The sequence below is a fragment of the Ruminococcus flavefaciens genome, from assembly GCF_900116855.1.
Taxonomy (GTDB): Bacteria; Bacillota; Clostridia; order Oscillospirales; family Ruminococcaceae; genus Ruminococcus; species Ruminococcus flavefaciens_R.
In genome coordinates this window covers 166,083-185,008 of sequence record NZ_UETD01000009.1, presented here as the reverse complement: position 1 = coordinate 185,008, position 18,926 = coordinate 166,083, and the positions used below count along the sequence as shown (strand labels likewise).

General features: G+C 45.5%; 16 protein-coding genes and 1 pseudogene. 9 read left to right on the top strand and 8 right to left on the bottom strand.

Going from position 1 to position 18,926, the window contains the following annotated elements; translation table 11 throughout:
• The first annotated feature begins 2 nt into the window (after positions 1 to 2).
• The 5 genes and pseudogenes from DSZ37_RS18230 (at position 3) to DSZ37_RS10990 (ending at position 2,854) form a co-directional block, all read left to right on the top strand.
• The gene (locus tag DSZ37_RS18230) at positions 3 to 602 is read left to right on the top strand and encodes an accessory gene regulator B family protein (RefSeq protein WP_109726957.1); all 600 of its coding nucleotides are present in this window, start codon (positions 3 to 5) and stop codon (positions 600 to 602) included.
• Between the two features lie 4 nt (positions 603 to 606).
• A complete protein-coding gene (locus DSZ37_RS11010; RefSeq protein WP_109726956.1) occupies positions 607 to 744 on the top strand; it encodes a cyclic lactone autoinducer peptide in 138 nt (45 codons plus the stop codon).
• Between the two features lie 233 nt (positions 745 to 977).
• Positions 978 to 1,271 (top strand): annotated as a pseudogene (locus DSZ37_RS11000) (DUF362 domain-containing protein); the annotation flags it as partial.
• Positions 1,272 to 1,275: 4 nt separating this feature from the next.
• Positions 1,276 to 2,040: a protein-ADP-ribose hydrolase gene (locus DSZ37_RS10995; protein WP_109726954.1), complete on the top strand. Its 765-nt coding sequence runs from the start codon at positions 1,276 to 1,278 to the stop codon at positions 2,038 to 2,040.
• A complete protein-coding gene (locus DSZ37_RS10990; protein ID WP_109726953.1) occupies positions 2,006 to 2,854 on the top strand; it encodes an SIR2 family NAD-dependent protein deacylase in 849 nt (282 codons plus the stop codon). The genes DSZ37_RS10995 and DSZ37_RS10990 overlap by 35 nt, the downstream gene beginning before the upstream one ends.
• A 180-nt stretch (positions 2,855 to 3,034) precedes the next feature.
• Here the strand turns inward: DSZ37_RS10990 and hcp are convergent, their stop codons facing one another.
• Both hcp and DSZ37_RS10980 read right to left on the bottom strand, forming a co-directional pair.
• Positions 3,035 to 4,663, bottom strand: coding sequence for a hydroxylamine reductase (hcp, locus tag DSZ37_RS10985; RefSeq protein WP_109726952.1), 1,629 nt, complete (start codon positions 4,661 to 4,663; stop codon positions 3,035 to 3,037).
• Between the two features lie 14 nt (positions 4,664 to 4,677).
• Entirely contained in the window at positions 4,678 to 5,373 is a 696-nt protein-coding gene (locus DSZ37_RS10980) for an ATP-binding protein (RefSeq protein ID WP_109726951.1), read from the bottom strand.
• Positions 5,374 to 5,458: 85 nt separating this feature from the next.
• Between DSZ37_RS10980 and DSZ37_RS10975 the strand changes: the two genes are divergently transcribed.
• From DSZ37_RS10975 to DSZ37_RS10965, 3 genes are all read left to right on the top strand, one after another.
• On the top strand, positions 5,459 to 6,118 hold the full coding sequence (locus DSZ37_RS10975) for a Crp/Fnr family transcriptional regulator (RefSeq protein ID WP_109726950.1): 660 nt from the start codon (positions 5,459 to 5,461) through the stop codon (positions 6,116 to 6,118).
• Positions 6,119 to 6,426: 308 nt separating this feature from the next.
• A complete protein-coding gene (locus DSZ37_RS10970) occupies positions 6,427 to 8,538 on the top strand; it encodes a metallophosphoesterase (RefSeq protein WP_109726949.1) in 2,112 nt (703 codons plus the stop codon).
• Between the two features lie 444 nt (positions 8,539 to 8,982).
• On the top strand, positions 8,983 to 9,426 hold the full coding sequence (locus DSZ37_RS10965; RefSeq protein ID WP_002851770.1) for an Hsp20/alpha crystallin family protein: 444 nt from the start codon (positions 8,983 to 8,985) through the stop codon (positions 9,424 to 9,426).
• A gap of 581 nt (positions 9,427 to 10,007) precedes the next feature.
• On the opposite strand, the gene DSZ37_RS10960 is transcribed toward DSZ37_RS10965, so the two are convergent.
• The 4 genes from DSZ37_RS10960 to DSZ37_RS10945 form a co-directional block, all read right to left on the bottom strand.
• Positions 10,008 to 10,745 (bottom strand): aldo/keto reductase, encoded by a 738-nt coding sequence (locus tag DSZ37_RS10960; RefSeq protein WP_278298689.1) that lies wholly within the window; start codon positions 10,743 to 10,745, stop codon positions 10,008 to 10,010.
• Between the two features lie 54 nt (positions 10,746 to 10,799).
• Positions 10,800 to 13,094 carry an ABC transporter permease gene (locus tag DSZ37_RS10955; protein WP_109726948.1) on the bottom strand — a complete coding sequence of 765 codons (2,295 nt, stop codon included), beginning with the start codon at positions 13,092 to 13,094 and terminating at the stop codon, positions 10,800 to 10,802.
• Positions 13,095 to 13,104: 10 nt separating this feature from the next.
• Positions 13,105 to 13,806: an ABC transporter ATP-binding protein gene (locus tag DSZ37_RS10950; RefSeq protein WP_109726947.1), complete on the bottom strand. Its 702-nt coding sequence runs from the start codon at positions 13,804 to 13,806 to the stop codon at positions 13,105 to 13,107.
• Positions 13,807 to 14,203: 397 nt separating this feature from the next.
• Positions 14,204 to 15,163, bottom strand: a complete 960-nt coding sequence (locus DSZ37_RS10945; RefSeq protein WP_347504569.1) for a DUF1848 domain-containing protein — start codon at positions 15,161 to 15,163, stop codon at positions 14,204 to 14,206.
• A 377-nt stretch (positions 15,164 to 15,540) separates the two neighbouring features.
• Here DSZ37_RS10945 and DSZ37_RS10940 point away from each other — a divergent pair, with 377 nt between their 5' ends.
• A complete protein-coding gene (locus tag DSZ37_RS10940; protein ID WP_109726945.1) occupies positions 15,541 to 15,882 on the top strand; it encodes a hypothetical protein in 342 nt (113 codons plus the stop codon).
• Positions 15,883 to 15,987: 105 nt separating this feature from the next.
• On the opposite strand, the gene DSZ37_RS17995 is transcribed toward DSZ37_RS10940, so the two are convergent.
• Entirely contained in the window at positions 15,988 to 18,039 is a 2,052-nt protein-coding gene (locus DSZ37_RS17995) for a CotH kinase family protein (RefSeq protein WP_146198178.1), read from the bottom strand.
• Positions 18,040 to 18,340: 301 nt separating this feature from the next.
• Positions 18,341 to 18,766, bottom strand: coding sequence for an SMI1/KNR4 family protein (locus tag DSZ37_RS10930; protein ID WP_109726943.1), 426 nt, complete (start codon positions 18,764 to 18,766; stop codon positions 18,341 to 18,343).
• Positions 18,767 to 18,926: the final 160 nt, after the last annotated feature.

The window sequence follows — 18,926 nt, the reverse complement described above, 5'->3', positions numbered from 1 at the left end:
CTATGATTCAAGAGATGATAAAAATGATAGATTTTTTAAGTAGCTTAGCCATGAACTATCTTAATAAATATAATCTAATTGAGCAATCTAAGGATGAGTACGATCATTACAAATATGGAATTGAGATTACTATATCATCACTTATTAATTTGTTACTTGTTTTTTCTATAGGAATAATGATAAACAGAATCATGTACTCTTTAATTTTCCTTACAATTTTTATAAGTTTAAGGCAAATAACTGGTGGATTTCACGCTAAAACATATTTGCGTTGTAATATAACTATGTGTTGTTCATTTGCAATAGTTGTATTAGGAACGACTATACTTCAATCACTTCCATTATTCATATTTATAATTCATATTTTACTTTCAATATTAATAGAATATAAGCTTTGTCCAGTTGAAAACATAAATAAACCCATAGAACCAAAATGTATACCTAAATTTAAAATCGCTTCTATTATAATATCTTCATTTATTTCTTCTATTGGACTTATTATTATGAATAGCACGGATTATCCTGAGTATGGAATGTGTATCATAATGACTATTATTATAATCAATATATTAGTAATAGTATCTCAGATTGAAAAGGGGTGAGAACATGAGAGTAAGAAAAGAAGTACCGACCATTGCAAAAGCAATAAAAAACATTGCTGATAAAATGGCGAAAATTTCTTACGGAACTGCTTCAGGTTGGGGAGCGTACCAGCCTAAAGAACCTAAGAGAATTCAGAAGTAAGAAATAAAAACTCTATATGCTAAAAAACAGGTTATTGCCGTTGTGCAATAACCTGTTTTTTATAAAATTAAAAGCCTTGACTTTGCTGTTGCTTAGAACAAGGCTTTTTGTATTATCCTCATGTTCTGAAAGCGATAAATCATTTCTTTGTACGGGATAATAAAATAAGAATAACTCCTTCGTATATCGAAATATGGCTGTCTGATCTTGACGTGTATCCATTAGAAGTGGTTTCCGAAGAAAGCAGAAAGGCACTCACAGTGTTTCAGATCTATGAGGGCAGCGGAGAGTGGTTCGACCTGTCGAAAAAGCCTATCGAGCGTGACAGCTTCACATTCGGCGGTGCAGAAAGCAAGGAAAGCGGATATTTTGTTACGGATAGCTGTATCGGGTGCGGTTCATGTCTGAGCGACTGTCCGCAGAGTTGTATCGAACTGAACGGCAAGGCTGTGATCCGTCAGGAAAACTGTCTGCACTGCGGAAATTGTGCGGAGGTCTGTCCTGTTGGGGCAGTCATAAGGAGATGATCGTATGGAGAAATTAGACTTTCTGATAAACTATCTGCTGTCAGAAAGAAACGACGTTGACGGAATAAAAATACCCGAAACGCAAGCGGATAAGTTCAGGCTTTACCGCAGCCTTGTGAATATCCGCCCCGCTGTCAAGGCAGACGAGGATTATTTGCAAGCCGAGGACGAATATCTCACAGCCTTGACCGAGAGCAAGGGTATCACGGATATTGCAGATCTGTCGCCAATAGAGGACGGCATTTATCTCTGGAAAGGGGATATTACCACGCTCCGATGCGGTGCTATCGTCAATGCCGCCAATTCGGGAATGACGGGGTGCTGGCAGCCCTGCCACTCTTGTATCGACAACTGCATACACACCTTTGCGGGGGTGCGTCTGCGGTACAAGTGCGGTCAGATCATGAAAGCGCAAGGTCAGGTCGAACCCACGGGCAGGGCGAAGATCACGCCTGCCTACAACCTGCCCTGCAACTATGTGATACATACGGTCGGACCGATCGTTCAAGGGCAGCTCACGGACGAGCATTGCAGACTGCTGGAAAGCTCCTATAAAAGCTGTCTTGAAATAGCCGTACAGAACGGTATCGGGAGTATCGCTTTCTGCTGTATTTCAACGGGTGTGTTCGGCTTTCCGCAGGAAAAGGCGGCGGAAATTGCTGTCCGCACCGTCAGGGAGTTTCGCAAGAACCACGATATACAGGTGATCTTCAATGTATTCAAGGAGGACGATCATGAAATTTACAAAAGACTACTCGGCGGAAATTGACCGTCTGAAAAAAGAAATACAGACCGCTGATGCGATCGTCATCGGTGCAGGGGCAGGTCTTTCCACCGCCGCAGGCTTTACCTATTCGGGAGAGCGTTTGCAGAAGTATTTTGCTGATTTCGTGGAGAAATACGGCTTTCATGATATGTATTCAGGCGGTTTTTATCCGTTCCCGACACCGGAAGAACAGTGGGCGTACTGGTCACGCTATATTTACATCAACCGCTACATGGACGTAGACAACGGTACATACAAGCGCCTGTTCGAGCTTGTGAAGGACAAGGACTATTTTGTCATCACCACCAATGTTGACCACCAATTTCAAAAGGCAGGATTTGACAAGCACCGCCTGTTCTACACGCAGGGCGATTACGGGCTTTGGCAGTGCAGTGAGCCGTGCCACCAAAAGACCTATGACAACGAGGAAACCGTCAGGGCGATGTTTGAAACTCAGAAGGATATGCGTGTTCCGTCAGAGCTTGTTCCGCACTGTCCTGTCTGCGGAAAGCCCATGAGCATGAACCTCCGAGCAGATGACACCTTTGTCGAGGACGAGGGCTGGCACAGAGCAGGGGAGCGTTATGACGAATTTCTCCGCCGCCATGATGGACTGCATATCCTGTTCCTTGAATTGGGTGTGGGCATGAACACGCCTGTCATCATAAAGTATCCGTTCTGGAAGATGACCTATGCAAACCCGAAGGCAGTCTATGCCTGCCTGAATTTCGGGGAGGCGTATGCACCTGATGAGATATCCGAACGGAGCATTTGCATCAATGGGGATATTCGTGAGGTGCTGAATGCCTTAGTCTAATATAAATTTGAGCCTTGCTCTCTGTTTTGAGTGCAAGGCTCATTTTATGTCAATAGGTTATGTTGTTATTTCGGTATGCTCCACAATGCCTGATCGGACTTGTGTGGGACGTAAAACAGGTGCGCCAATAGACTACGGTCATTTGACATCACAAGAACAAATCACAAAACATAAAACTGATCATATTCCAAAAATTTTCATATCATCCTCAACCGTAGTAATTCCTGCAATACCGAAGCTGTCTACAAGAACCTTTGCGACATTCGGAGACAGGAACGCAGGCAGAGTCGGTCCGAGGTGAATATTCTTCACTCCGAGATACAGCAGAGCCAGCAGAACTATAACTGCTTTCTGCTCATACCATGAGATGTTGTAAACGATAGGCAGATCATTCACATCATCAAGCCCGAATATCTCTTTCAGCTTCAGGGCGATCAGCGCCAAAGAATAAGAATCATTGCACTGTCCTGCATCAAGAACTCTCGGAATACCACCAATGTCGCCTAAATTGAGCTTGTTATACTTATACTTTGCACAGCCTGCGGTAAGGATCACCGTGTCTTTAGGCAGTTTTTCTGCAAATTCCTGATAGTAGCTTCTGGACTTCGCTCTGCCGTCACAGCCTGCCATGACTACGAATTTGCGGATAGCCCCCGATTTTACAGCTTCTACAACTGTATCGGCAAGTGCGAATACCTGTTCATGGGCAAAGCCACCGATAATAGAGCCGGTTTCGATCTCGGTAGGCGGAGGACATTTCTTTGCCTGTTCGATGATTGCTGAAAAGTCCTTTGCTTCGCCGTAGGGTGCGTCAATATGCTTACAGCCCGGATAACCTGCGGCACCTGTTGTCCAAAGTCTGTCCTTGTAGCTGTCTTTCGGCGGAACGATGCAGTTTGTGGTCATCAGCACCGGACCGTTAAAGCTCTCAAATTCCTCTTTCTGCTTCCACCACGCATTGCCGTAGTTTCCTGCGAAATGCGGATACTTTTTGAAGAACGGATAATAATGCGCAGGTAGCATTTCCGAGTGCGTATAAACATCAACTCCCGTATCCTTTGTCTGCTCAAGGAGCATTTCAAGGTCTTTGAGATCGTGACCTGAGATCAGTATTGCCGGATTTTTTCTGACGCCTATGTCAACTGTTGTGATCTCAGGATTGCCGTATGCAGATGTATTTGCTGTATCAAGGTCAGCCATACCCTGAACGCCGTACTTGCCGACTTCCAGCGTGAGAGCCACAAGGTCATCGACCGACAGACTGTCATCAAGTGTTTTAGCAAGAGCCGACTGCAAGAAAGCATCAAGCTCCTCATCATCATTCAGCAGAGCGTTTGCGTGTTTTGTATATGCCGCAAGTCCTTTCAGACCGTAGGTTATCAGCTCACGCAGAGAGCGTATATCCTCATTCTCTGTTGCAAGTACGCCGACAGTCTTTGCTTTCTCGGCATAGTCCGAACCGTTCCAAAGAGCTGCTTCGGGGAGTGATTCTTTATTCTGCACCTGTCCGAGCAATTCTTCTTTGACTGCAAGTGTTTCAGTAACCTTAGCGGTAATGCTGTCGAGATCAAAATTCGCATTTGTGATCGTGATAAACAGGTTCACGCTGATAAGATGGTTGATTTCGGGACAGACCTTCTGCCCCTCTGCACGAAGCCGAGTTGTGACTGCCGACAGTCCTTTTGTAACATATACGAGCAAGTCCTGCATAGCTGCGACATCTGGCTTTTTACCGCATACTCCCGAAACTGTACATCCTTTACAGCCTGCTGTTTCCTGACATTGATAGCAAAACATTTTCTGTTCCATGATATATTCCTCCATTATTTTCTTATCTCAACGATACTGCCGTCCGGCGAAATGACTGCAACTTCAAGTGGAATATCCTTACTGCTTGCTTCTATCGCACGTTTTATCGCATACTCCATACCTCCACAGCATGGTACGGTCATTCTTGTGAGAGTGATGCTCTTTATATCGTTATTTCGGAATATCTCTGTCAGCTTTTCGGAGTAATCAACAGCATCGAGCTTCGGACAGCCGATGAGCGTGATCTTCCCACGGATAAAATCATGGTGGAAGTTCCCGTAGGCGTAAGCTGTGCAATCGGCAGCGATAAGCAGATCAGCACCGTTGAAATAAGGTGCATTTGTGGGCAGGAGCTTTATCTGTATCGGGAACTGTCGCAGACAGCCTGGAACACGAACATCGCTGTCATCTTCTTTTGGCGTAAAGCTCTGCAATGGAGAACCCGGACAAGTGAAACCGCTGCAAGCGGACTTTTTCTGCTTGTTTGCCTGTACCGCCTTTTCGTCATAAGCCGCCGCTTCACGCTCGGTGAAGTGGATAGCGTCCATAGGACAGGCAGGGAGACAGTCACCGAAGCCGTCGCAGAAATCGTCACGCATAAGCTTAGCTTTGCCGTTTACGATAGCGATTGCCCCCTCATGGCAAGCCTTCGCACACAGACCGCAGCCGTTGCATTTTTCTTCGTCTATCTCAATTATTTTCCGTATCATAGCCATACCTCCTTGACTTTCTGTATCCATTATAGTATAATTAAAGGAGAAAGTATGTTGTATTTACAACGAAAGCAGGGGTTTTATGAAAAAATATGCAGCTCTTTTGAAAAGAACAAAGCTGTTCTCCGGTGTTGGGGAAAATGACATTCTATCTATGCTCCATTGCCTGAACGCTCAGGTTCGGGAGTATAACAAGGGAGAGTATGCCTTTCGGCAAGGTGAGTATATCCGCAGTTTGATGATCCTTGCTGTGGGCAGACTTCACATTCAGAAAGAGGATTATTGGGGCAACCTGAACATATTGAATGAGATACGTCCCGGAGAAATGTTTGGAGAAGCTTATATTGTACCAAACAGTGGAACTTTGATGAACGATGTTGTTGCTATTGAAGAAAGCGTAGTCCTCTTTTTTGATATAGACCGAATACTGACCGTGTGTTCCTCTGCTTGCCCCTTTCACACTCAGCTGATAAAAAATATATTTTACACGATCTCAGATAAGAATAAAAGCCTTGTACAAAAAATCAGCTATATGTCTCAGCGTTCCACAAGAGAAAAACTGCTGTCCTACCTTTCAGATGAAGCAAAACGTCATAACAGCAATTCATTCTCTATTCCATTTAACCGACAACAGCTTGCGGATTTTCTTTCGGTAGACCGAAGTGCTATGTCCAACGAGCTAAGCAAGCTGCGGAACGAAGGAATGTTGGATTTTCATAAAAATGAGTTTACCCTGCGGTAACTTTGATCTAAACCATACACATACCCCAAACCCAATGAAATTTCGGGTTTGGGGGTTTCTATACATAGAAATAAAACAGGGATATGCCTTCTGTGGTTGCCACAGTAGACATATCCCATTTATCGTAACAGATAAACCTATAAAGACGACTCAGAAAGGTATAAAATTTTCTTTAGGTTTTGAGCCTTACCTCTTACAATTATAGCATATACGGCGGTTTTCGTCAATTCATCGGGCTTTTTGTCGGCTTGACAACAGAAGAAATAATCTGATATACTTTTTATAGCACAGCATGAAAGGAGAAGCTCATGGCAAAGAAAACCGATACAGGACAAAACCGCAAGATCAAAGCGGTAGTTGATATGATGTTTGACGACATTCCCTATTCCGAGGAGGTCACGCAGGCACAGGAGAAAATTGAAACTGCTCTGAATGCGGAGTTTGACAGGATAAGGTCTGACCGCCACGAGGACGAGGCTTTGGAGGAGCTGCTGGGCAGGTACGGCAAACTTTCGCAAATGGCAGAGCTGGCAGGCTACCCTGCGGACAGTGCGGAAAAATGGCGGGGCGATACGGAAGCTGTTGACCTTCGTCCGCTGAAAAAGGAGATATGGAAACAGCGTCTGAGGATATATTTTACTTCGGCATTTGCGGTGTTTGCGCTGCTGCAGGTGTTCTGGCTGATCTACAACATCACAGCTAAACCCATTGCCGTCATTGGAAATGTGTTTGTTATATCAGTAGATCTATTTATCGCATCATTTCCGTTCCGCAAATATCTGAAAACCGAGAAAGCCGCCGTGGGGAGCAAATACGATACCGATTCCTACAAATATCTCCGTACCCGAAGCGACAAGTATGCAAAGCGTCTTCTCAACGGAATTGCTCTGCTGTTTGCGGTGGTGTTCGTGTTTGTGGCTTCGGAACTTAGCTTTTACTTCTTCGGCAATTCAAAGTCGGCTGAATTTGCGGAAAACTTCTTTAATAACAGCATCGTTATCGAAATTCCCGTCTTTCTGCTGATAAAGAATATCCTCTCCCTCAGAATGATAAGGCGGAGGATAAACATTCCCGATAAGGACAAGTACAAAAAGCACATCATCGGCATAACGATATTTTCGGCGGTCTACTGGCTTGGCGTGACCGCATTTACGGTCATCAAGAGCAAGGACATCGCATACCCCGGAAATGTCTTTATGATAGCAGGGATATTCTTCGGACTGCTCGTCATAGTCTATGATCTCACATTAAGACGCAAAGTCACATTCAGAAATATCGTCATCAACAAGCCGAGAATAGCTGTTTATACGGCTGTTGCAGTTGCGGTATCGGGATTTATGGTCTTGCAGCAGGACACATGGTACACCCAAAGCTACATCAATTCCGTTCCCGTTGTGGAGCATAACACTCACAAGATAGAGTACAATGACGAAACTGGAGTTTACACCATAACCAAAACCACAGACGATTTCAAGATACTCCACCTGACCGACATTCACATCGGCGGCAGTCTTTACTCCTACCGCAAGGACATAAAGGCGCTGAAGGCTTGCTATGCGGAGATAGAGCACACCCACCCCGACCTTGTTGTGGTCACGGGCGACCTGAGCTTTCCGCTGGGGATAATGTCCATGTCGCTGAACAACACCGCACCCGTGGGACAGTTTGCGGCGTTTATGCGGAATACGGGCATCCCGTGGGCTTTCACCTACGGCAATCACGACACCGAATCGCTTGCATCTGCAAACAAGCAGGAGCTGAATGAGGTATACAAGTCGCTGTCTTTCAAGACTTCGGGCAATCTGCTTTACCCCTACACCCAGCCCGATGTTATGGGCAGGAACAATCAGCTGATCGAGATAAGAAATGCTGACGGCTCGCTGAACACGGGGCTTTTTATGATAGACTCAAACGCCTACACGGGCGAGGGCATCAACGTTTATGACTATATCCACGACGATCAGGTGGACTGGTATGCCGATGAAGTCCAGCGAATGAACGCTGAGGCAGGGCACACGGTAAACTCAATGGTGTTCTTCCATATCCCATTGCAGGAGTACAAGACCGCCACCGAGCTTTATCTGGACGGCAGTGATGAGGTGAAATACTTCTACGGTGAAAACCCCGGCGATCACGGCGGTATCACCAACGATCTTGTGTGCTGCTCGGACTATCCCAGCAAGATGTTCGACACCGCCCTTGAGCTTGGCAGCACGACGGGATTCTTCTGCGGGCACGACCACTACAATAATGCGTCTATCGAGTACAAGGGCATCCGCCTGACCTACGGCATGAGCATCGACTACCTTGCAATGCCCGGCATTGAAAAAGAGACAAAACAGCGTGGTGCTGAACTGATAACCATTCACGCCGACAGCACATGGGAGTCAGAACAGATACCGCTTGATTCTATAACATAACAAAAAGCAGATGCTTTCTACCGTGAAAGCATCTGCTTCTTTAAAAGGACAGCTTTGAGTAAGCTATACCTTTGTCTGTCCGTTAGTATGCTTTTAAAAGCTACTGCCACTCTGTTAAGGCAATACCGCACAAAGACGTCAGGCGGTCATTGTACGGTGTTGCCTTAATTCTAACACGATCTGCAATAATAGTCAATCAGCACAAGACGCATTTCTCCGTTCTCACTGAGAGATTTTTTCAGTTGGCTAATGTGACATTCCTGTCAAAAAAATGAAACCTGTGTGAAAATTAGCACTCTCCCCTTGACAGTGCTAATTCAGGGTGCTATAATATAGTCAGAACAAAGGAACAGAGAAGCACCAAAGGATCCGGGTGCTGAACCCTCCGTCCCCTTGCTCGAAGCAATGGAAACAATGTGACGAGTAAAAAAGGAGGACTGACCTATGTTGTATCCAAGCATTTTCGGTGAAAATTTATTCGATGATTTCTTCAGATTCCCTGATTTTGGCAGAGATGTGGAGAAGAAGCTGTACGGCAAACACGCTGCACAGGTAATGAAGACCGATGTTCATGAGCATGACGACCACTATGAGATCGTTATCGACCTGCCGGGCTTCAAGAAAGACCAGATCAATCTTGAGCTTCAGAACGGTTATCTGACTGTCAGCGCCGCAAAGGGACTTGACAAAGACGAAAAGTCAAAGAAGGGCAAGCTGATCCGTCAGGAGCGTTATGCAGGCGCAATGCAGAGGAGCTTCTACATCGGTGATACTGTTACCGAAGCCGATGTAAAGGCTAAATTTGAGGACGGTGTTCTTAACATCTGCGTTCCGAAGGCAGAGCCAAAGAAGCTGGAAAATCACAAGTATATTGCCATTGAGGGATAATACCTCGCTAAGTTCATACCCCAAAATAATACTCCCCGGAGCTGTTCATATGAGCAGTTCCGGGGAGTTTTTTACACTTTAGTGCAGTTTTTGTGCTTATCGACCTTCTTCACGATGTTATATCTGTCACCGCAGTAACAAAGCTAAAAATATTCCTGCTATATTACCAAAGGATATTGACGTCAAAATTAATGTCTGCTCAACAACTAAAAATTGGCTTTATACAGCTTTTAAAAGCCAGTTTTTAGTTGTCAAAGTGCAGGAAAAAATCAATATTCCGATAATTTTTCCTGCACTTTGTTTTGCCCGAAAGGGCAAAATGAGCATGACATAAAGAAATGTGATGCGCAAATTCCTCGAATTACAAAGAATTTGCGCCCCCGAACACAGTTCGGGGCAATAACCGCCTAAAGGCGGTTATTGAGTACACATTAATTATAAGTGTAGGCTTAGTACGAGTGTTCTATATAAATTTGATGTAACCTCATAAGCTGCCGTCGTTTCGGTTATCTGACAATTTAATACCGCTCTGTATCTCCACAACTCGTTCCTCGGTGATACAGCACTTTTCGGCAAAAAGCTTAAACTTTCATGCCATTCAGAGCCTTAACAAATTCAGGCGAATTATGGTCAACGATCTCGCTGTGACCGAGGTCAAGCTCTGCGATCTTCTGCATATCCTCGTCGGAAAGTGCAAAGTCCCAGATGTCGATATTCTGCTCCATACGTTCCACATGAACAGACTTCGGCAGAATGGAAACGCCTCGCTGCGTGTTCCATTTGAGGGCTATCTGAGCGGCAGTCTTGCCGTACTTTGTTCCGATCTCGGAGAGGACGGGGTGAGAGAAGATGCCGTGCTTGCCCTCAGCAAGCGGCCCCCACGCCTGCGGTGCGATACCGTATTCCTTCATTGTCGCAAGGGCGTTTTCCTGCTGGAAGAATGGGTGAAGCTCGACCTGGTTGACCGCAGGAATGATCTCCACATTCTCGCAAAGATTTGCAAGGATCGCAGGATAGAAATTGGAAACGCCGATCGCCTTGACAAGTCCCTCTTTGTAAGCTCTTGTGATACCTCTGTACGCTGCGAAGTAGTCGCTCATAGGCTGGTGCAGGAGAATGAGGTCAACATAGTCAAGCCCCAGCTTTGCAAGAGATGTTTTCACGGATTCATAAGCTGTGTCCTCAGTTTTCATATTGGATACCCACACTTTGGTGGTGATGAAAAGTTCCTCACGCTTTGCGATGCCGTCAGCAATTGCACGGTTCACTGCCTTGCCGACAGCCTCCTCGTTCATGTAAGCCTGAGCTGTGTCGATCAGACGATAGCCGGTAATGAGCAGATCAATAAAAGCTCAAAGCATACATATTCACCTTTATTCCATGCCTTTCAGAACTTCGACCATATCTATTTTCTTTATTCTGCGCGAGAACATGAAGCTGACAAGTACGGATACGGTCATAACAAAAATTGCTGAGATAATGTATGTTGACGGTGCTAAATAGCACGGCCAGTCCACCGCATCGCCGTTTGAGTCCATCATCGCTTGTAACGGCACACGTCCGAGGGGAATTCCGCATATCACTCCGATTATGGACAGCCAGAGATTCTGCGTGGAGAGAAGCCTGCGTACAGCATTGCTTTTAAAGCCAAGTACTTTAAGCGTCGCGAACTCCTTTTCACGTTCATTGAATGAAAGATTTCCCGAATTATAGAGAACTATGATTATCAGCAGGACTGAGAATATCACCATGAAATAAACAAGCAGATTCATTATTTCCATCATCTTGTCAAATGCAGCGATAAGGTCTTTCATGCTGTGAACAGCGGAAACACAGTCATTGTCAATAGCTTTTTCGCAGTTGTTTTTTGATACCAGCATTATAGGTCTGAACGTCAGATCGGCAGCTTCGTAATCACTGCGCAGCATTGTAATACCCGTAATATTCGGATGACGTGATACAAGACCTATCCTGCTTTCGTTCCATTTATTGCCTGCTGCGGTTTTCCAGTATACCTTGTCTCCCTCGGACAATCCAAGCTTCTTTGCCTGTTTCATGGTAAGTGCGACTGTTCCTTCGGGGATTGGCGTGGTATTAAGGTCCGTGTCGGAAACACAGTAGAGCTGTTGACCTTCGGTAACCGCCAGTTTACAGGTTATTATGCCATCGGAAGTCGGATGATCCTCTGCGGCAATTGATACAGCCTCCATAGCAATGAGTTCACCGTCGGTCTCTTTTTTCAGTTTCTCCGCCTGTTCCGTGGTACAGCTGTCATTCAGTATGACCTGATACTCATAATTCTGGATATCGCGGAAATACCAGTCACGGACATAATCGACGGTATCGTAGGCTCCAAGTCCGAGTTCCATGATCATCATACCCATGCAAGTACCGAAAACGCACATAAAAGCTCTCATTTTCGAGCGTGATATATCGCGTAAATTGTATCTTGCGTTGAAGCCCAACTTGTTCCAGAAGGGGAGCTTCTCAAATATGCATGGCTTAGCAGTTTTTGCAGCCGCAGGTCTGAGTGCCTCCGACGGGTGTATCCTCAATATCTGCTTGCAGCTGAAATATGAGGTCCCTGTGCAAATAAGAACAAGAACTGCCGCAACAATGATGCTCTTGCAGCTGAATCCCGGCTTCCAGTCAGGCAGGGTGTAAAACTGACTGAACATATTGACCATAAGCTTGCCGAATGTCACTACACCGAGAATAATACCGAGAGCACAGCCGATAACAGACAGTACAAAACTATAGCTGAGATAATGTAAAAGTATCTTTCTCTTTTTCATTCCCAGAGCGTTGAGGGTACCTATCTGAGTTCTCTGCTGCGCTATCATTCGCTTCATGGTGGTGATGATAACAAGAAGTGCAATGGCAACGAATACGAATGAGAATATATACGAAAAGCTGTCATGCTGAGCGAGCTCATCCGAAAGCTGGTACCAGCCTCGGATACTGTTCCTGTCAGCGAGATATGCATAATTATCATCGAGTGCCTTTGCGATATCATCCTCATAGCTGAGCGCCTTGCCGTTACAGGTAAATATGATCTCGTTATTGATACGCATTTCCTCGGGCAGGACTTTCTGCGATAAATAGGCGAAACCAATGTTATGAAAGTCGGTATCGGTATCAGTCGAGGCGCAGGCGAATTCGTATTCCGGAGTGACAATAAGTCCCTTGACCTCTTTTTCGATGTCAAGGCCCATGGCGTGGACTGTGAATTTGTCACCGACTTTTATTTTCCATGTTTCCGCAAATCTGCTGAACAGCCATGAACCGTTCTCGTCATCAGCATCAAAGTCCGCCCCCTCGATCGTTCGCGGTGCTGTTATATCTGCACTGTTCTGAAAATAGCAGTACATTTCCGCAGTGTTGTACTTTTCGTCGGCTTTTCCGAGTACCTCGGTGCGCCGCTGTACATCTTTGATACCGCTGATATCTGCGATCTTCTCTGCCTGTTCCTCGCTGAAGTCCGCACCGTATATCCAGCCGTCGGCAAAATTTGAACTGTCTTCAAAATCGGCTCTTGCCTTGTTGCCGCCAATAACGTTTGCCTGAAATCCCGTATAGCACCACATGGCAATAAGCGACAGCAGAAGTATTGAGAAAAACTGTGCGAAGTTAGCCTTGATGTCACGGAGCATTTTTCTTCTGAGCATTGCTGTCACCTCACCATTCGATATCGTTTACTGACAGCGGACTCTCATTGGTCTTGACAGACTTTATCTTGCCGTTTCTCATGTGAATGATACGGTTCGCACACTTAGCGATATCAGCGTTATGAGTTACAAGAATAACGGTATTTCCGTGTTCTGTTGACAGCTTTTGCAATAAGTCGATCACGAGCTTTCCTGTTTCGGAATCAAGCGCACCTGTCGGTTCATCACCGAGAATTATTTTCGGGTCTTTCGCAAGCGCTCTCGCAATGGATACTCTCTGCTGCTGTCCGCCTGACATTTGCGTAGGGAATTTGTTCTTCTGATCGGAAAGTCCCACACGCTCGAGCATTTCATCTGCGCTGAGCGCAGATCTTTTTATATCCTTGACAAGAGCTACATTCTCATAAGCTGTAAGTCCGGGGAGCAGATTGTAGAACTGAAAAATAAAACCGATCGTATCTGCACGATATTCCGAAAGCTGTCTGTCGTTATATGAGGATATTTCCTTGCCGTCAACAATGACCTTGCCCTCTGTCGGAACGTCCATTCCTCCCAGCATATTAAGAACAGTTGACTTTCCTGCACCTGATTGTCCGAGAATTACAACAAATTCTCCTTTTTCTATTGTGAAGCTGACATGATCCACAGCAACTTGTTTTCCTTCCCCCTTACCATAGATTTTTACTACATCCTTGAATTCTACTGCTGTCATCTATATACCTCCTGTTAAATAATGTTAGTATTCACAAACCAACTTATATATTATAGCATATATTTCCAAGAATAGCAAGGGGCGCGGCATAAAAGTTCCCGAGAAGTCAAGCTATACCGCGAAACAGGGGGCGGCGGCTCGCCGCTTATAGCATATATTTCCAAGAATGGCAAGAGACGCGGAGATAAAATGCTTTTTTTGTAGAGAATTACCGTGAAACAGCCAGCGTGGGCTCGTCGCTTATAGCATAAACTAACTATATATACATAATAAAAGCCGCTCAATACTGAACGGCTTTCTGTGCTCGATCATCATTTTTTCGTGTTAACACCGAACACGGAATAGCTCACCTGATAAGCCAATATCAGGTAGTTTGCTTGGCTTAAAGTATCAATGCCTAAAAAAACGACAGCTGCATATCTATCCAGCTTTCCTGACTTGCCTGATGAATGATCTCACCCTCCTGCAAATTGCCCACAAGGAAAGGTGACTCAGGGTCGTGAAGCCGCATATTTCGTCTGACATTTTCATGGTTATAGTTTGCGTAGCAGTAGCGGCAGAGGTGTCCGCAGGTGTCGTAAGCACCGATGTCCGTACCGAGAACGCAGGCACATTCCGCCCTTTGCGACTTCTTCTTCGGCACGACAAGGTTACTGCCTATTGCTGTTTCAAAGGTCTCCCGTGTCGTGCAGCCTGTGCAGTCCACTCCGTATGGTGCAAGATCGTTTCCCTCGGCACAGGCTTTGATGGTTATGCCGTATTGCTTGCCGACCTCTGCAAATGTCCTGCCGATGGTGATACGCTCCTGCGGAGTGACCGACCGAGCCTGCGGAAAGTTGCGCTTCACCTTTTCGTAGAGGTCAATAAAGCTGATAACACAGACCTTGGTATGACCAGATAATGTTCTGCACATCTGTTCAAAGTCCGCTATATGGCGTTCAATTGTGTAGGTCCTGTCGATCAGTATCGGGTCGTACCGCCAGCCCACGCAGTTTATACCGACCTTATCCGAAAGCGTGATGAAGTCCTGCATGACTTTTTCTTTGGGCGGAACATTCGGCTCAATATCCCTGCCGTAGGGCGTGATCGTAACGAACCAATACTGATGATAGGCATTCAGCTCGTCAAGGTGTTTCAGCATAGGTCCGGGATTTTTCGTGCAGAAAGCGATACAGTCCACCACATCGGGATCAAGTTCATATCTTGTTATCCAGTCGGGGCGGTAAGGATTTCTCACCAGCACAAAGCCTGCGCGGATCCTGTTCACGAACCACTGCGAATAAAATGCAGGGATATCCGTCCGCATACCTGTGTTGATTATCATTGCTCTCACCGTCCTTTCTTTATATTTTACCATATTCATTCCGCTTTTTCAACAGTCGATCATTCATCGCAGGCGGCATATGCATTAGGAGATATCGAGTTTTTTAGCGCATTGTATTGATAATAAGGGATGATCATGATATAATGGTAATGTGATCTATATGCGGGATAATTCCGATTTAAGCCGTCAGAGAGCGGCTTTGCCGCTTTATTATCGGGCGGATAATATCCGCCCCCTACGTTATGCTGATTGCTAAAATCAGGATTCTGAACAAGTGCTAAGAGTGAATAGTGAATAATGAGAGTCAATGCGTTTGTTTCGCTCACATTTGGGGCTTGGTCATATGATCTCGATGATAAAACTGTAATGGGAAATATAATACCGACGCTGTGAAAAAAGAGGTGGAACGAATGGCAAAAGCTCATGAACTAACAGAAAACGAGTATCTTGCCACTATGTCAGGCGGCATGAAAAATGTTACCGATACCGCAGGGGGCATAGTGGATATATGGGAATATGCATCCAATTTCGGAGTTCGTATGCTGCTTTCTGATTATGGATTTGAAAACAGGATCATAGAGGCAGTTTACGAGAATTCTTCATGCACTTATCAGCATATCCTGCTATTCGGTTTGAGGGAGAATGTTTACATTGTGGTAGTTGTAGATATGCAGAAAGGTGAGATATACGGTCATTATTATCTTGACTTGAATGAAAAATACGGGCTTGACGAGAGCAGTTCTGAACTGTGAGGACAGGTGTATCCGTTAAGAAAAGGCAATGTCATCCATACGCGGAGGCATTGCCTTTTTCGTTTTATTCAAGCCGCAGAGCTTATTGCACTGAACAATGACAGTTCATGAGAGCCTGATAAGCTCTTTTTTCATCAGTGTCAGGTCAAAAATGTCCAGCTGACCGTCATCATAAATATCCGCAGCCTGCCAAAGAGGAAGCTTTGTATCCTTTGATTTAAGAAGCCATTTCTGGAACAGAACAACGTCCGCGATATCGAATTTGTCATCGGCATTTACATCGCCTTTGAGATGAGTGTAGGGCTCCCATAGTTCGGTGAGCCAGTTATTTCGGTTCAGTATGAACTTTCGGACGATATCCGCCGATTCAATAAATGTCGCACCGCTGGAGCCTCCGAAGACGCAGTATTTAGAGCCGCCGTAGGTATGCCATCTGGCGTTGCTCATTTCTGCCGAAGGACAGATATCCTCAGCCATTTTCATGAGGTAAGGCTCCTCACCCTCAGTCAGCGAGCGGAGGAAGGGCTCAAAGCGCTGTGAGTATACCTCAGCGACCTGTCTTGTAAAGCCTGCATCCTTGAAAAGCTGTCCCACCCAGCTGACACCGACCGTAGGACGTCCGCTGACATCATAGCCGCTTATGGGGAAGTAGGCGGCAAAGAGGTTGTCGTATCTTGAGGAATATCCGATCTTTCCGTCGGAGTTGAAGCGGCTCGTTATGAAGTTGTTGTAGCTCAGGTCAAAATCCCATGCAGGGCTGAAATGCAGCTTTCCGTCGCCTTTCAGGTCTGAATCCTTCCAAAGATAGAAGCTTGTCTGTGTACCGTCGATATTCATGGATATCTCCTGCACAAGATAAGCGGCAATGAGCGAATCCACGTCTATGTAGTCGCTGTAATGCTTTCCCTTGGAGTTGAAGCCCGTATCGGAGTATATGGCGTCCTCGGCGTCCTGAACAAAGCCGCGGATATATTCGACCTGTGCCTTTGAAGCGTATTCGGGACCCTCGATGCCAACTGCCTGTCCTCGGGATGTGATAAAGGCGCTCTTGCATTTGAAACCGTATCTGTTCCACAGCTGGAACTGCATCAGATAACCGCCGGTTATATCCTCGGGATCATTGGGGATATCATAGTATTTATAGCTGTTTTCCATATATTCATTGGCATTTGCGGCTCCCACAACTACCTGAGGACAGCTTTCGAGGTCATCGCTGTTGAGGTCTTCCGTTACCTCCTCCAGATCGCGTATATTGACTCTGTTTTTCTGTATCTGCACCCGTTCATAGAGCTGATAGGTGCCGCGGTATGAACCGCCTGCATAGAGGTCAACGAAAACCGAGTCCATAACGTACTCCATGCCTGCTGCCCTGCACATTTCCTCGGTGAGCTTGTTCCTCAGCATGGAGTGGTCAAGGTAATTGGAAAGCAGAGCCCATTTCTTAGCCTTGCCCATGCCGTAGAGGTTTTCTTTCTGCGGAAGCTTTATGTTATAGGGCTTTTTCTTGCTGTAATCCCATGAGGAATTGCCGTGTGCCGAAAATTTCGGGATGGGTCCCTCATACTCTGTGCCTCCGTCAGCATTTATCATCAGGGCGTCCGCCGACTCATCTATAAAGCGGACGCTGTCCAGCGCATCTGTGTTGCCGTGAGTGGTGGTAAGGAATATGCAGCCGAGATTGGACTGCATTATTTTTAGCCTACCGCAGTCCTTTCCGCCTACTGTAATGTCAAAGGTATCGGCGCTGCCGAGGATATCGGTGCTTTCTCCTGTGCTTATCTCCTGACCGTTAAGACAGAGCGATCCGTCTGCGGAATATGTAATAACGAGGTCGCTTCGGTCGGCAGTGGAGGGGAGAAATACATAACGGCAGTCATCCCACTCGCTGTACCACCAGTCGGTATATTCCTTATCAGATTCCCTGTCGGGGAGAAGATTGCCTACCTGAAAGGAAGATACGGGGATATCGCTGTATTTCAGCTCAGCTTCACCGACCTTGGGGCGCATGATACTTTCCGCTGCTGTTCCGTCAGTATATATAATGTCCTCTGTCCTTTCAAATGTCAGGGGACTTTCTGCAAAAGCATTGAGCCCGCACTGTGCAAAAAGCGCAGTGACCGAGAGCGCTATGCTCAATAATCGTGTTTTCAGTTTCATAATTATCCCTCTCTCCAGCTTTGCATGAAGCTGCAAATATCCATTCTCTTTATTAGACGCACGGACTGCGGTTTCCTCTCAGTGTTTTTCGTTTGAAGATCGGGATAATTGGCGATAAGAGTCTGTGTATCTGTAATGAATTTTACCACAAAAATATGCAAATAGCAAGCTGTATGGTGATAGATCCCGATAGAAGATACTGTAAACGGATAAGAAAAACGGGCGTTATAAGATGGAGACATATACAAAAACTGCCCCTGAGCGCTGCAAAGCGTCCGGGGGCAGGGGGGATTCAGCAGGATCAGTTTATTGCTATGTCGATAATATAATCAAGGACCTCGTAAAAGTCAGAAAATTCCGAGCATTCTTCTTTTATGCTGTCATAATCTTCATATTCATAAAGGAAGAATGTGCTGTATCTTGCATCATAACATATGTGACAGGAATTATAAAAGCCTACGATCAGCAATTCTTTCGGAACTTTGCCCTCTGAAAAATCATAGCCGATCTTATGTTGAGCGTTCAGATCAGCGCTGTACAAAAAACAATCTCCGCCGAAAAGCTCTGCACCGTTTGACAGCCTGAGAAATGCTTTATAGGATTCGGGGATCACGATGTCCATTTCCTTTTCAAAAGCGGCTATTTCAGCATCTGTTGCAGGAGAATAGAAATCCGATCTCATCCAGTCGTTGTCTATATTTTTTATTTGTTCGATACGTTCTTCCATAACAAGCTCCTTTGTATTGTGAATTCTGATAAGTATTGATACATATACGAATTATACCAAGGTATAAAGAATGAGATCGACAAGCACGAATAACTGTCAATCTCATTCATAAAACCATTTCGAGCGGTTCGCTCTTTACCAAAGTATATCACGAATAACC